The 13156-nt window shown below is 70.3% G+C and carries 13 protein-coding genes; 8 read left to right on the plus strand and 5 right to left on the minus strand.

The genetic code is table 11. The annotated features are described in order from the left end of the window. Positions 1–332 precede the first annotated feature (332 nt). From speB to C5E06_RS06995, 4 genes are all read left to right on the plus strand, one after another. The gene (gene speB, locus C5E06_RS06980; RefSeq protein ID WP_104307229.1) at positions 333–1295 is read left to right on the plus strand and encodes an agmatinase; all 963 of its coding nucleotides are present in this window, start codon (positions 333–335) and stop codon (positions 1293–1295) included. Positions 1296–1598: 303 nt separating this feature from the next. Then, positions 1599–2621, plus strand: a complete 1023-nt coding sequence (locus tag C5E06_RS06985; protein WP_181062906.1) for an MBL fold metallo-hydrolase — start codon at positions 1599–1601, stop codon at positions 2619–2621. Between the two features lie 142 nt (positions 2622–2763). Further along, complete coding sequence (locus C5E06_RS06990) at positions 2764–2985, plus strand: hypothetical protein (RefSeq protein WP_104306418.1); 222 nt, start codon at positions 2764–2766, stop codon at positions 2983–2985. A 76-nt stretch (positions 2986–3061) separates the two neighbouring features. Beyond that, a complete protein-coding gene (locus tag C5E06_RS06995; RefSeq protein WP_104306419.1) occupies positions 3062–3289 on the plus strand; it encodes a hypothetical protein in 228 nt (75 codons plus the stop codon). Positions 3290–3315: 26 nt separating this feature from the next. Here the strand turns inward: C5E06_RS06995 and C5E06_RS07000 are convergent, their stop codons facing one another. Together C5E06_RS07000 and C5E06_RS07005 are read right to left on the minus strand one after the other, a co-directional pair. After that, positions 3316–3603 (minus strand): hypothetical protein, encoded by a 288-nt coding sequence (locus C5E06_RS07000; RefSeq protein WP_104306420.1) that lies wholly within the window; start codon positions 3601–3603, stop codon positions 3316–3318. Between the two features lie 36 nt (positions 3604–3639). Continuing rightward, entirely contained in the window at positions 3640–3855 is a 216-nt protein-coding gene (locus C5E06_RS07005; RefSeq protein WP_104306421.1) for a hypothetical protein, read from the minus strand. A gap of 224 nt (positions 3856–4079) precedes the next feature. Between C5E06_RS07005 and C5E06_RS07010 the strand changes: the two genes are divergently transcribed. From C5E06_RS07010 to C5E06_RS07020, 3 genes are read left to right on the plus strand one after another with little or no spacing between them, the layout of a single operon-like run. Next, the gene (locus tag C5E06_RS07010) at positions 4080–5234 is read left to right on the plus strand and encodes a serine hydrolase (RefSeq protein WP_219820189.1); all 1155 of its coding nucleotides are present in this window, start codon (positions 4080–4082) and stop codon (positions 5232–5234) included. Next, positions 5231–6874 (plus strand): D-alanyl-D-alanine carboxypeptidase/D-alanyl-D-alanine-endopeptidase, encoded by a 1644-nt coding sequence (dacB, locus tag C5E06_RS07015; RefSeq protein WP_219820190.1) that lies wholly within the window; start codon positions 5231–5233, stop codon positions 6872–6874. The genes C5E06_RS07010 and dacB overlap by 4 nt, the downstream gene beginning before the upstream one ends. A 44-nt stretch (positions 6875–6918) precedes the next feature. Further along, a complete protein-coding gene (locus C5E06_RS07020) occupies positions 6919–8145 on the plus strand; it encodes a serine hydrolase (protein WP_104306423.1) in 1227 nt (408 codons plus the stop codon). A 115-nt stretch (positions 8146–8260) separates the two neighbouring features. On the opposite strand, the gene C5E06_RS07025 is transcribed toward C5E06_RS07020, so the two are convergent. Both C5E06_RS07025 and C5E06_RS07030 read right to left on the minus strand, forming a co-directional pair. Beyond that, the gene (locus tag C5E06_RS07025; protein WP_104306424.1) at positions 8261–8935 is read right to left on the minus strand and encodes a response regulator transcription factor; all 675 of its coding nucleotides are present in this window, start codon (positions 8933–8935) and stop codon (positions 8261–8263) included. Beyond that, on the minus strand, positions 8923–10665 hold the full coding sequence (locus C5E06_RS07030; RefSeq protein ID WP_146081324.1) for a histidine kinase: 1743 nt from the start codon (positions 10663–10665) through the stop codon (positions 8923–8925). The genes C5E06_RS07025 and C5E06_RS07030 overlap by 13 nt, the downstream gene beginning before the upstream one ends. 239 nt (positions 10666–10904) lie before the next feature. On the opposite strand from C5E06_RS07030, the gene C5E06_RS07035 reads away from it, so the two are divergent. After that, complete coding sequence (locus C5E06_RS07035; RefSeq protein WP_104306426.1) at positions 10905–11489, plus strand: hypothetical protein; 585 nt, start codon at positions 10905–10907, stop codon at positions 11487–11489. On the opposite strand, the gene C5E06_RS07040 is transcribed toward C5E06_RS07035, so the two are convergent. Next, positions 11490–12998 carry a PucR family transcriptional regulator gene (locus tag C5E06_RS07040; protein ID WP_104306427.1) on the minus strand — a complete coding sequence of 503 codons (1509 nt, stop codon included), beginning with the start codon at positions 12996–12998 and terminating at the stop codon, positions 11490–11492. It abuts the gene before it with no gap. Between the last annotated feature and the right edge of the window lie 158 nt (positions 12999–13156).

A 13156-nucleotide genomic window follows, 5' to 3' on the forward strand; every position in this document is an offset into this window, starting at 1 on the left:
CCGTTCCCGCCAGGTCATCGCTGCCCGGCGAGTCGCCCCCTAGCGTCAGCGCCAGAGGGCGACTCGCCGGGCAGCGATCGCTCCGGTGTGGCGCGGCGAGGGTGAGGGAGAGGGGGCGACTGCGGCGGGGCGGCGAGGTAGCGTCGGCGGGGTAGCGAGGGTGGTCTGGTGGCGTGGCGTGGGGCATCCGGCGGGAGAACTGTGCGTGCGATTCGCACCGAAGCTTGAAGCACCTGGTGCAAAGTGTGCGCTTGGTCTGAGGTCTTTTTCGCTAGCTTCTGGGGAGAAGCACGCGGCAAGGAGGCCCCACAGTGAGCAACGATTTCTTCTGGATGAACCCCGCTCGGGTGACGCAGGACGGCAACGTCGGACCGACCGATTCGGCGCAGGTTCCTCGCTTCGCAGGGCCTGCGACCTTCGCGCTGTTGCCGAGGGTCGATGAGGTCGAGAAGCTCGACGTGGCGATCCTGGGGGTCCCGTTCGACAGCGGCGTCTCGTACCGCCCCGGTGCTCGCTTCGGTCCGGCGCACGTGCGCCAGTCGAGCCGCCTCCTGCGCCCCTACCACCCGACGCTCGACGTGTCGCCGTTCGCAGCGCAGCAGGTCGCCGACGCCGGCGACGTCGCCGTCAACCCGTTCGACATCGAGGAAGCGCTTGGGACGGTGGAACGGGCAGCGAAGGCCCTCAGCGACACGGGCGCGAAGATCGTCACGATCGGCGGCGACCACACGATCGCGCTGCCGCTCCTGCGTAACATGGCGCGCATGCACGGCCCCGTCGCGATGCTGCACTTCGACGCGCACCTCGACACGTGGGACACGTACTTCGGTGCGGCGTACACACACGGCACCCCGTTCCGCCGGGCCTTCGAGGAGGGGCTCCTCGACACGGACGCGCTCAGCCACGTCGGCACGCGCGGCCCGCTGTACGGCAAGCAGGACCTCGAGGACGACGAGCGCTTCGGGTTCGGCATCGTCAGCTCGGCCGACATCTACCGGCGCGGAGCGGATGCGGTCGTGCAGCAGCTTCGGCAGCGCATCGGGGATCGCCCGCTGTACATCTCCATCGACATCGATGTGCTCGACCCCGCACACGCGCCCGGCACCGGGACGCCGGAGGCTGGCGGTATGACGAGTCGCGAGCTGCTCGAGATCCTGCGTGGTCTCGCGGACCTCAACGTCGTCGGCGCCGACGTCGTCGAGGTGTCGCCGGCCTACGACCACGCCGAGCTCACGGGCGTCGCCGCGGCGCACGTCGTCTACGAGCTCGTCTCGATGTTCGCGGTGCGCCGCTAGCTGGACTGCGTCCGCGGCCGCTGGTTCGCTCTCGCCGGACGCTGACCAACTTCAGTGCAGAATCGCGCTTCCTCGCTGTTCCAAGGGCGGTTTGGGCCGTTCTGGCACTGAAGTTGGTCACGATGGTCGACGGCCTGGAGCTTCGGGCGGCGCCCGCACACGCGCCCCGTCCCCGTCGCCGTCGGAGTCAGGGCCGCTGTCGGTGTCGGAGTTGCTGCCAGTGCCGGCGCGCGCGTCGGCGTCCTAGGCTTCTGGCATGGGATGCACTTGGCTCGGAGCTCTGCCAGAACAGGTGACCGCGGCATGAGCGGCTCGAGCGTCGCGGCGAGCAGCGCCGCGCAGGAGGCGGCCTGGCACGACGGGGCCGTTGCGCCCCTCGAGGCGGTCCGAGACGGTATCTGGACGGTGGGCAGCCCGATGCCCGCGGGGCCGACGCCAGGCGGCCGCATCCCGTGCACGCTCGCGTCGGTGATCGCCGACGAGGCGGGTGGCGTGCACATCATCGACCCCGGCTCAGGCGCCGAAGCGAACCTCGCCGTGCTCACCGACGCCATCACGGTGACCGGCCACCGGCTCGACCAGGTGCGGTCGATCGTCGTGACGCACCTGCATCACGATCACCTCGGTCTGGCGGAGCGGTTCCGGGATGCGACGGGTGCGCCGATCGTGCTGCACCGCGCCGAGCAGGCGGCGCTCGATGCGCTGGCTGCGGACGTGCCGAGCGTCGAGGTCGAGACGGCCAGGCTCGTCGACTGGGGTGTGCCGGTCGATCGCCGCCGGGAGATCCTTCGGCTCGTCGGGCGGTCGGCGACGCCGGTCTCGCTGCGCGCCGACGTGCTTGTCGATGACGCGCAGCTGCTCGACGTGCCCGGCAGGCGGCTGCGTGCCGTCCACACCCCGGGCCACACACCCGGGCACCTGTCGATCGTCGACGAGGAGACCCGGCTGGTGTTCACCGGCGACCACGTCTCGCCCGTGCTGCACCCGGGGCTCGGCCTCGGCGGCGACGATGGCAACAACCCGGTGCTCCAGTACCAGCGCTCGCTTCGGCGCATCGTCGAGCTCGGCGTCGACGAGGCCGTGCCGGGGCACGGCTACCGGTTCGTGGGGCTTGCCGAACGCTGCGGTGAGCATGCGCGCCACCACCAGCGCCGCACCGATGAGGTCGCCGGCGCCCTCGAAGCATCGCCCGACGCCTCGATCTTCGAGATCGCCTCTCGCCTCACGTGGTCAGCCGGCTGGGCGAGTCTCGAGGGCTTCACGCTGCGTTCGGCGCTCCAGCAGACGGCGATGCACGTCGAGGCCGTGCGGACCGAGACGGCCTGAGTGCGGCCAGACCTGGGCCTGCCCAGGTGCGACGGCGCCAACGGCGCCAACTCGGAGCTATGCCTGGTTGACTGCTGCCAACGTGATTCCTGGGGGAGCGCGACCGGAGCGCGAGCCACGACATCGAACACCGGAGGCCAACATGGAAGACGCCACCACTCGCCGCTGGATCCTCGCGGGGCTCGTGCTGCTGTCGGTGCTTGTCGTCGGCGCGTCCTTCCAGACGGGGGATGTGCTTCTGCGCATCCTGCTCATCCTGCCGACCGCGCTCCTGTGGGTCGTCTACCGTGAGGCTGAGCGACGCCGACGAGACGCGAAAATCTCGGCAGTCGAGGGCGAAAGCCAGGGCGCCGGCCGCCGCTGACCGGCGCACGCAGCACCGGAAGCGCTTCGGCGCAACCCCTGCGGCTGGTGGATGTTCGTCGCGTAGCGTCCGGTCCATGACCTATGAGCCAACAGGTGAAAACACGTCCGACGAGGGCCAGAGCGCCGCGGAGGCGGCCGAGGCCGCCGAGCGGGATGCGCTGCGAAGCGTCCGCGCTGTGGGCGAGGACCGCGGCGACCCGGACGCAGCTCGACACGAGAGCGCGCCCACCCCGCCGAGTGAGGTCGACCCCGAAGCTGGCACGGATGCCGAGGGCTTCCCGGTCGAGAACCCGTCCGGCTGACTTGGGACAGTAAGACGGGTCTCTCCTCAGCTTCGAGTGGGCGCCGTCTCGCCCTGGGGAGTTCCCCAGGCGTCATTCCAATAGCGCGCATCGGTGCTGCCCGTTCGAACGATCTCGTCGTGCTCGACGGGCGCTGACCAGAGCTGCAGCAAGTACGAGTCGACCACTTCGTCTTCGAATTCGCCGTCATGGCCCGCGTCGCGTCCTCGGGCAGTCACGCGGAGCCTGTATGTGCCACCGGGCAGATCGAACGCACCTGCGTCCATGCCGGTGAAGCCGCTCCACCACACTTCTCGGTCGTCGGTGAGCGTCACGGAGACTTCGACGCAGTCTTCGCCGGGGGCGTCGAGCTACGGGCGCGCCTCGAGCAGCTCGATCTTCACCGCGGACCCTCCCGCGCGACGTGCGAGGCAGACGAACAGCATGCCGGGCAGTGCGGCCCCAACCCAACCGTTCTGCTGCCCGGCGAAGTGGGGCGCGAGGTCGCCGTCGTAATCGAACGCCTCCCACGTCAGGTAGAAGAGTCCGTAGTCGGTCATGACGACCTGGTCGAGGAGCACTGTCATACGGGCATCCTGCCAGCACGCGCGCGACGCGTGCGGCACACCAGCTCAACAGGGACCTAGGTCCATTGTCGCGCGTGCCCGCGTCGGCGAGTGTGATTCCTGAGATGTGATCTTCCCGACGTCTCTCAGGGAACCTCGACGAATGAGGAATCATGCGCAGCCCCCAAGCCCCCTCCAGAGCATCCCAAGCATCAAGAGCACCCCGATCTGCTCGTCTTCTCGGCATGGCGGCGATGGCCGCTGCCATCGGCCTGTTGGCGAGCGGATGCACGTCTGCCGGCGGTGACGGCGCGGGGAGCGCGACTGACCCGACGGCTCCCGAGGTCACGCGCCCCGCCGCGCCGGACGGCGAACTGCCCGCGGAACTCCAGGACGGTTTGCAGGCTGCCCTCGACGCGGTGATGGCCGAGCTCGAGGTGCCAGGTGCGGCCGCCGGGGTCTGGATTCCGGGCCAGGGCTCGTGGACGACGGCCACGGGACTCGCGAACGTCGAGGACAGCACGCCCGTCACGACGGACATGTCGTGGCCGATCCGCAGCATCACGAAGTCGTACACGGTCACGCTCATCCTGCAGCTCGCCGACGAGGGCAAGCTGAGCCTCGACGACACCATCGATCAGTACGTCGAGGGCATCACGAACGGCGACAGGATCACGCTGCTGCAGCTCGCGAACATGTCGAGCGGGAACGCCGACTACGTCACGGAGGCCTTCCAGGATGAGTTCCTCTCCGACCCGACGAAGATCTACACCCTGGAGGAGCTGAACGCCCCCGTCGTCGATCAGCCGGCGCGGTTCGAGCCCGGCGCCGAGTACCTGTACACGAACGCCAACACGAACCTGCTCGGCGCGGTCGTCGAGAAGGTCACGGGCGAGCCGTACGCGGATGCGCTCGACGCGCGCATCCTCACCCCGCTCGGGCAGACGGGCACGACGTACCTGACCGACGTCGACGACTGGGCGCAACCGCATCCCACGGGCTACGTCATCGACGACGGCACCCCCGTCGCGCAGAGCGAGAACCCGTCGATCCTCGGCGCCGCCGGCTCGCTCTTCTCCACGCTCGAGGATGGACGTGCCTGGGCGGAGACGCTCGGTTCCGGCTCACTGTTGAAGCCGGAGACGCAGGAGCTGCGCCAGGTGGGCCATGAGATTCCGAAGCCGCCCTACGACCTGTATGCGGTGGGGATGGGGGAGACGAACGGGTGGCTCGGCCACAACGGCGAGGGGCTCGGCTTCACGGCCGCCACCTTCCACGACCCGGCGACGGGCGCGAGCATCGTCGTCTACATGAACGAGTCGGACAGCCCTGCCGGGCATCCGGCTGATATCGCCTTCCGCGCCCTCGCTGAGGTCCTCGCGAACGGAGCGGGCGCGTGATCGCCGACGGTGTTGCCGGGCGAGCACACGGAGCAGGGTTCGGCCGCGGCGCCCGCGTCCTGACGGCGGGGGCCGTCGCGATGCTGCTGCTCACGGGGTGCGTCGCGGCCGACGCGAACGATGCGGATGTTCCGGTGTGGGACGGGACAACGCTCGTGTCCGTCCCTGGGCTTCCGGATGCGGCACTCGAGGTCATGAATCAGCCGCAGTTCGCGAGCGGCCGCTGGTCGATCGCGGTCGAGGATCTGGACACGGGTGAGGTGCTCGTCGACTTGGACGGCGAGAAGCTCGCCGAGCCGGGCTCCTTCGTGAAGACGTACAGCGCTGGCGCCGCGTGGGTGAAGTGGGGTCCTGACCACACGGTTGTGACGCCGGTGAAGCAGTCGGGCGAGGTCACGGCGGGCACGCTCGACGGTGATCTCGTGCTGGTCGGGCAGGGCGACTTGACGATGGGCGGACGCACCAAGGACGACGGCAGCGTCAGCTTCGCGAACCTCGACCACAACGACGCGAACCCCCTGCCGGGGGCGACGCTGACGCCCGAGGATCCCCTGACGGGCCTCGACGAGCTGGCCGCGCAGGTGAAGGCGTCCGGGATCACGACGGTGAGCGGCGACGTGATCATCGACGACCGCCTGTTCCAGGGCTCGCTCGCCGAGCAGCCGATCACCCCCATCGTCATCAACCAGAACCTCCTCGACGTGCTCGTCACGCCGGGGGAGGCGGGTGCCCCCGCGACCGCGGCGCTCACACCCGCCGTCGGAAAGTGGGCGCTCGACCTCCAGGTGGAGACGGTGCCAGCTGGTGAGGAGTACAAGCTCTCCGCGCCGAAGCTCTCGGCGAGCGATCCGAACACGGTCGTCGTGACCGGCACGATCGCCGCGGATGCCGACCCCGTGCTGCGGGTGTTCGAGTTCGACGACCCGTCGACCTTCGCCCGCACGGCCTTCATCGAGGCGCTGGAGCGCGCGGGGGTCACCGTCAGCGCCGATCCCTCCGCGGAGAACCCGAAGTCGGCCCTCCCGAACTGGGACGCCGTCGAGACGCTCCCCGCGGTCGCGGAGCTCGAGTCGCTGCCGCTCGCCGAGGAGATCACTTACGTCATGAAGGTCAGCTACAACCGTGGCGCGCAGACCCTCGTCTGCCGCCTCGCGGTCGACGCGGGCAAGACCGACTGCAACAAGGACGGCATGGGGGTCGCGCAGGCCATCTGGGCCGAGGCCGGCCTCGACACGACGGGCGCCTCCCTCGTCGACGGCTCCGGGCTCGAAGGCAACTACATCACTCCGAGGAACGCGGTGCAGATCCAGAGCCTCATGGCGGAGCGTCCCGACGCCGAGCGGTGGCGCGACACGATGCCGATCCTCGGCGTCGACGGGTCGCTCGCCGACGTGCAGAAGGACAGCCCCGCCGCCGGGAAGGTGTTCGCGAAGACGGGAACCCTCGCGAGTGCCGACGCCTTCAACGGCAGGCTCCGGCTCGGCACCAAGACCCTCGGCGGCGTCATGGTCACCGAGTCAGGCCGCAACCTGGCGTTCACGATCATCGTGAACCAGGGCTTCTACGAGGGCATGCCCGGGGTCTTCGAAGCGAACGATGACGTCGGCAAGGTCGCGGCGATCATCCAGCAGGCGTACTGACCGAGCATCCCCGAGTTCGCACGCAATCCATGAGGAGACAGCACATGTCCAAGATCGCGAAGAGAACGACGTACACGGCGACCGCCATGGTCGCCGCCCTGGCCCTCGTCTCCTGCACGGCGCAGGCCGCGGAGACCGAGGCGCCGACATCCACGCTGAAGCCGTTCGACGAGGCGGCTGTGACCGCGATCTTCGAGGAGACCGCGGAGGAGCTCGGCCAGCCGGGCGCCGTGATGCTGCTGCGCACGCCAGAGGGGGAGTTCACGGCGACCTACGGGGTGACGAGCCCCGGCGGCAGCACTCCCGTCTCGGTCGACGACCACATCCGCATCGGCTCCAACACGAAGACGTGGACGGGCACCGTCATCCTGCAGCTCGTGCAGGAGGGCAAGATCGCGCTCGCGGACCCCGTGTCGAAGTACCGGCCCGACGTGCCGAACGGCGACAACATCACGATCGAGCAGATGCTGCTCATGCGCAGCGGGCTCGCCAACTACACGGAGACGCTCGAGCTCAACACGGCACTGGATGAGGATCCGGACCGCGTGTGGGAGCCGGAGGAGCTCATCAAGATGGCGCTTCCTCTCCCGGTCGACTTCGAGCCCGGCACCGACTACCACTACTCGAACACCAACACGATCCTCCTCGGGCTCATCGCCGAGGACCTCGACGGGAAGCCGCTCGCTGAGATCTACGACGAGCGGATCTTCACGCCGCTCGGCCTCGACGAGACGTCGTTCCCCGAGATCGGGGACAGCAGCATCCCATCGCCGCACTCCGACGGCTACTTCTGGTGGACCAACGTCAACACGATCGGCTCGTCGAAGCTGCCGCCGGACCTCATGAAGCAGGTCGAGGAGGGCACGTTCACGCCCAACGATGGCACCCTCGACAACCCGTCGTGGGCGTGGTCGGCTGGCTCCGGCATCTCGACCGCGGGCGACCTCGCCGACTGGGTGGAGGCGCTCGGCGGGAAGAGCGGCGACATCCTGGAACCGGACATGCAGCAGGCGCGCATGGACAGCTTCCAACCCACGACGAAGAACCCGGCTGACCCGTCGTACGGCTACAACATCGCCCACTTCGGGCAGTTCTACGGCCACACGGGCGAGTTGCCCGGCTTCAACTCCTTCATGGGCTACGACCCGGTCGCCGACGTGACGCTCGTCGTCTGGGCGAACCTCGCCCCGGCCGCGAACGGCGCGGGGCCCGCCACCGAGATCGCGAAGCAGCTCATCGGCACCCTCTACAGCTCGCCTGTCGCGAGCTGAGAGTCAGAGGAGTCAGAGGAGTCAGAGAGGTCGGAGGAGTCAGAGAGCTCCCGGCTGGAGCGTTCGGCCCGACCTGGGCCGCTGAGCTGGAATCCGACGCCGGGGCGGGGGAGCCTCAGCGCCCGCCGGCATCCACGTCTCCGGCGGCAGCGAGGTAGCGGACGACCGCGAGCACTCGGCGGTGGTCGTCGGCAGCGACGGGCAGGTCGAAGGCATCGTAGATGTTGGAGGTGTGGTGCACGACGGCCTTCTCGGAGGAACCGAGCCTCGCGGCGATGTAGCTGTTGCTGCGGCCTTCGGCCATGAGCCCGAGCACGTCGAGCTGCCGGGGTGTGAGCTCCCCAACGGGCCCGCTGATCTTCGTCGCCCGCGCGAGGAGCACGGCCACGACGTCGGGGTCGAGCACGGTGCCGCCCGCCTGCACATGGCGCAGATCGGCGGTGAAAGCCCGAACGTCGGCGATGCGCTGCTTGAGCAGGTAGCCGACGCCACCGTCGCGTTGCCCGATGAGCTCGCTCGCGTAGCGCCGCTGCACGTGCTGCGACAACACGACCACGGCTGCTTCCGGATGCGCCTGCCGGATGCGGAGGGCCGCGACGAGTCCCTCGTCGGTGAAGGTCGGGGGCATCCGGATGTCGGTGATCACGAGGTCGGGCGCGAGCCGGGCGACCTCGACCTCCAGCTCCACGGCGGTGCCGACCGCGGCGACCACCTCGAAGCCGTCGTTGCTGAGGACATGCCTGAGCCCCTCGCGCAGCAGCGCTTCGTCTTCGCCGATCACGACCCGCATGGCAGCTCCACCCGTACTTCCGTTCCCGATCCGAGGGGCGAGACGAGCTCGAAGGAGCCGCCGAGGGTGTCGATCCGGTCGACGAGCCCCTTCAGCCCGGTGCCATCTTCGACCCGTGCCCCGCCGCGGCCGTCGTCTTTCACCGTCACGCTGAGCAGCGCGCCTCGCTGCGTGATGCGCACGTTCACGGTGCGCGCGTCGGAGTGCTTGACGGCGTTCGTGAGGGCCTCGGCCATGATGAGGTACGCCGACTGCGACGTCGCGGGGGCCAGGGTGCTGTCGTCGGCGTCGCTGACGAGGCTCGCGGGGATCTCGAGGCGATCGACGAGGTCTTCGGCGGCCGCCGTCAGCCCGCGCTCGACGAGCGCCGACGGCAGCACCGCGTGCACGAGGCGGCGAAGGTCGGCGGCCGCCGTGTCGATGCGGTGCCGCAGCGCGGTCGCCTCGGCCACGGTCGACGGGTGCGCGTCGCCGGAGTTCGCGATCTGCTGGGCCTCGAGCGCGAGCAGCACGAGCTGCACCTGCAGGCCGTCGTGTAGGTCGCGGGCGATGCGGTTGCGCTCGCGGTCGGCGGTCTCCACGATGCGGAGCCTCGACTGCTGCAGCGCCTCGTTGCTCGCGAGGAGCGCCGCGGTGAGGCGCTCGCGGTCGAGCGCGATGGCGAGCACGCGACCGGCCCGGCGCACGGTCTCGGGGTCTGCGATCATCCGCTCGTCGTAGCTGATGGCGCCGACCAGTCGGGACTCGACGTGCACCTCCTGCCACTGGCGTGGTGTCGACTGGGCGCGGACATCAACGTCGAGGCCCGCTTCGTCGACGAACACCTGCCGGTTCTCTGCCCAGTAGGCGACCCGCAGCGAGTCGTCGCCGAGCGAGCGGGCGAGCGCCGCCCCTACGACGGTTCGTGCGGAGCCGGCCAGGCTGAGCCAGGCGCTGAGCACCTCCGCCTCCACGGTCTGCGCGTAGCCGCCGATGAGCACGCCGAGGAGGAAGGCGATGGGGATGCCCGCGATGACCACCAGCTGGATGGAGCCGATGACATCGCCGGGAGCGCCGAGGAGGCGCAGCACGTTGGCGGAGAGGGGGATGCTCAGCACCGCGAGGATGCCGTACAGGTACAGGGGGAGCAGGACGCGCAGGTTCTTCGGGTCGGCGGAGCGGAGGCGGCGGATGAGGAGGGCCGCGGTGACCCCCATGACGCCGAGGCCGACAAACGCCTGCACCCAGACTCCGACGAGGTGCGGGAGCGTGTCGGGTGGGAGCACGTACAGCGGGATCTGCAGCAGGAGCGTCACGCCGTAGCCGACGGCCACCGTGGCGATGGAGACGCGCCCCTGCAGGCGTCCGGACGGGAAGGCGTGCAGCAGGTGCACCGTGACGGCGAGGATGAGGGTCGCGAAGATGGTGCTCAGCTCCACCAGCACGGGGAGCCCCAGGTTGCCGACCCCGCCGAGGAACATGGCGATCGCGCCGACGAGCAGCAGGCCGCCGACCATGCTCAGGGGGCGCTGCCACCACGCGATGACGCCGGCGGCCGTCCAGACGAAGAACACGGCGGTGAAGGCGAGCGGCACCCAGAACGGGACGGGTGCATCCACGCCGACGGCGAGCTGCACGCCGCCGAGGGCGAGCGCAAGCACGGCGATGAGCAGGAGGGCCGGGCGCAGGGCATCGCCTCGCGTCGCGCGAAGCGGGATGCGTGCTGCTCGGGCGTCGATGGAACGGGTCACGTCGAGGTCACCTCGGCTCAGGCCAAGTGATGCAGCGGTGCGTTCGGCGAGCACTGGTCTCGCTGAGGTGCGGTGCTGCGCGCTGGGAGAGCGTGCCCGAAGCCTACCGCGACGGCGGGCGCCTGCGGTGGTGCGCGGGCTACCCTGGTGGCTTGCTCGTGCGGCTGGCCGACCGCCGTCTGCGCGGGGCGGAGAAGCCCGACTCGGGGCACGCTCGGCGGAGTGAACGGAGGGACCGCATGTCGGTACGGGCTGGGCGATGGTTTCTGGTCATCGCCGCCGCTGCGTTGCTCGTCGGCCTCGCATGGTTCGGGCTCGTCGAGGCTGCCGCGGGGCCGTGGGCGCAGGGCTCGGTGGGCGGCGCGGTCCTGGCGATCCTCGGGGCCGTGGCATTCGCGGTGGGCGGGGTGCTCTTCGGCCGGTTCGTCGAAGCGAGGGTCGAGGAGACCGGTCTCGTGATCAGCTCAGTTCGGCGGAGGGAGCGGGTCATCCCGCTCGCCGTCATCGACGAGGTCGTCGTCGTCGAGCGCCTGCTGCTTCCGACGAGGATGGGACCGGGAACCGCCGCGCGAGTGATCCTGCGGGGCGGCGGCGACACGATCGCGGCGTTCACGCCGCACGGTCTCGGGGTCGTGGATGCGCTCCGATCGGCCGGGTGCCGGGTCACGCTGGTCAGCGAGCCGCTCTCCCCGGTGCTCGTGCGGCGCCGATACCGAGGCGGGGCGAGTATCGGTGAGGTGCTCGTGGCTGGGGCACCGGTGTTCGCGATCGTCGTCGCAGCGCTGGTGCTGCTCTGGGTCCTGACCGAGTCGTTCGCCGGGTAGCTACTCCACGTACTCGAGGGCGATGACGAGCTCGGCGCGCACGCGGGCGTCGTCGAGGTCGAGCCCGAGCAGCCCCCGCAGCTGGTCGATGCCGCGGCGCACGCTGTTGCGGTGCATCCCGAGCTCGCGGCCCGTCGCATCCCAGTGCCCGTTCGCGTGCAGCCAGGCGCGCAGCAGCGCGAGGCGCGAGTTCCGGGCCTCTACGTCGAGGTCGAGGAGCGGTTCGAGACGTCGCTCGGCGAGTGCACGCCCCGAGGCCGCGCCGATGAACGAGTGCACGGGCGCGAGGTCGGCGCCGACGCGCACCACCCCGCCGTCTTCCCTCGCTCGCCGCTCGAGGGCGCGAACTTCCACGGCGGATGCGCGCAGCTGCTCGGCCGTGACGGGCCGGCCGACAACGAAGCTCCACCCCTCGTCGAGGAACGCGGCGAGGCGCCGTTCCGTGACGTCGAGGCGGGTGATGAGGGTGACGGTGGCGTGCTCCGCCGAGATGTTGACGAGCTTCGTGTCGAAGAGGCTGCGCCAGCGGTGCAGCTCGCTCGCGTCCTTCAGGGAGGAGGGCGCGCAGGCGACGACGACCCTGAGGGTTCGGGCGCGTGTGTCTCCGCCGGCCGCCTGCAGGAGGAGGTCGCGCCACAGCTCGGTGTCCGGGCCGCCGTCCGGGCGGGCGAACACGTCGTCGGCCTCGAGGAGGAGCGGCACGAGCAGCTGGCCGGGCGCGACGCTGCCGGAGGTGCGCTGCCGCGCGATGAGCTCGAGCATGCCGTGCGCCGTCGTGAGGAACGCGTGCGCCGTCGAGCCCGCCGGGGGAGCCGCCTCCACGAGCAGCGTGCCGAGGGCGGCCCCGCCGAGGCTGCGCAGCGGGTAGGCGGCCGGGCCGCCCCTCGTCTGGTCTGCTGACTCGGCGAGTGCCCCCAGTACGGGTGCGGGTGGCACCTGCCCGGCCCGCGCGCGTACAGCGCCGCCTGGTCCGACGATCGCCGCCCAGGAGCCGAGCCGCTCGGCGAGCGCCGCCGCCACGGCCGTCTCGGGCTGGTCCGCGGATGCGGCGCGCAGCAGCCGGCGGGTCGCGTCGGCGAGCGTGCGCAGCGCATCCACTCGCCGCAGCTCGGTCATCTCGGCAAAGGTGCGCGACACGGCCACGAACGGGGTGTCGTTGGGGATGCGCACGAGGGTGAGGTCGCTCGCGGTGCAGGCTTCGAGGAGGGCGGGTGGCACCTCGTGGAACACCGGGTCGATGCCGAGGCCGAGCGCGACGACGCCGGCGCTGACGGCCCGTTCGACGTAGCCCTCCAGCTCCGCGTGGTCGAGGTCGCGCAGCCCGACGCCGGCCGTCAGCAGGAATTCGCCGCCGAGGAGGTACGGCGTCGGGTCGGTGAGGTCGCTCGTCGCGACCCAGCGGATGCTCACATCGAGGTCGCCGGGCACGAGCACCTCGAGGTGCAGCTCGGGGCGTGCGAGCAGCTGGGCGAGTGAGATCTGGCCGTGCGGTGACGAGGGTGATGGCATGCGAGCTCCCGTGCATTCTGTCGCATCTTCGCGACGAACCGAGCATATCGCCCGTGGAAGCACTGCGTGGTGCGACCATACGATTGCCAGGCCCAGCACTGCTGGGCGCAGTTGGACAGCGCCGATCGATCCCTGATCATGCTGGTCCCGAACCCAAG

It is taken from the genome of Pseudoclavibacter sp. RFBI5 (assembly GCF_002931395.1).
Lineage (GTDB): Bacteria > Actinomycetota > Actinomycetes > Actinomycetales > Microbacteriaceae > Pseudoclavibacter.

What these genes read in the sequence shown, in the direction of transcription:
- C5E06_RS07040 (WP_104306427.1), bottom strand. Translation starts at nt 12,998, where the DNA reads ATGCCATCACCCTCGTCACCGCACGGCCAGATCTCACTCGCCCAGCTG.
- C5E06_RS06990 (WP_104306418.1), top strand. Translation starts at nt 2,764, where the DNA reads ATGGAAGACGCCACCACTCGCCGCTGGATCCTCGCGGGGCTCGTGCTG.
- C5E06_RS07035 (WP_104306426.1), top strand. Translation starts at nt 10,905, where the DNA reads ATGTCGGTACGGGCTGGGCGATGGTTTCTGGTCATCGCCGCCGCTGCG.
- C5E06_RS06995 (WP_104306419.1), top strand. Translation starts at nt 3,062, where the DNA reads ATGACCTATGAGCCAACAGGTGAAAACACGTCCGACGAGGGCCAGAGC.
- C5E06_RS07020 (WP_104306423.1), top strand. Translation starts at nt 6,919, where the DNA reads ATGTCCAAGATCGCGAAGAGAACGACGTACACGGCGACCGCCATGGTC.
- C5E06_RS06985 (WP_181062906.1), top strand. Translation starts at nt 1,599, where the DNA reads ATGAGCGGCTCGAGCGTCGCGGCGAGCAGCGCCGCGCAGGAGGCGGCC.
- C5E06_RS07005 (WP_104306421.1), bottom strand. Translation starts at nt 3,855, where the DNA reads ATGACAGTGCTCCTCGACCAGGTCGTCATGACCGACTACGGACTCTTC.
- C5E06_RS07010 (WP_219820189.1), top strand. Translation starts at nt 4,080, where the DNA reads ATGGCGGCGATGGCCGCTGCCATCGGCCTGTTGGCGAGCGGATGCACG.
- speB (WP_104307229.1), top strand. Translation starts at nt 333, where the DNA reads ATGAACCCCGCTCGGGTGACGCAGGACGGCAACGTCGGACCGACCGAT.
- C5E06_RS07025 (WP_104306424.1), bottom strand. Translation starts at nt 8,935, where the DNA reads ATGCGGGTCGTGATCGGCGAAGACGAAGCGCTGCTGCGCGAGGGGCTC.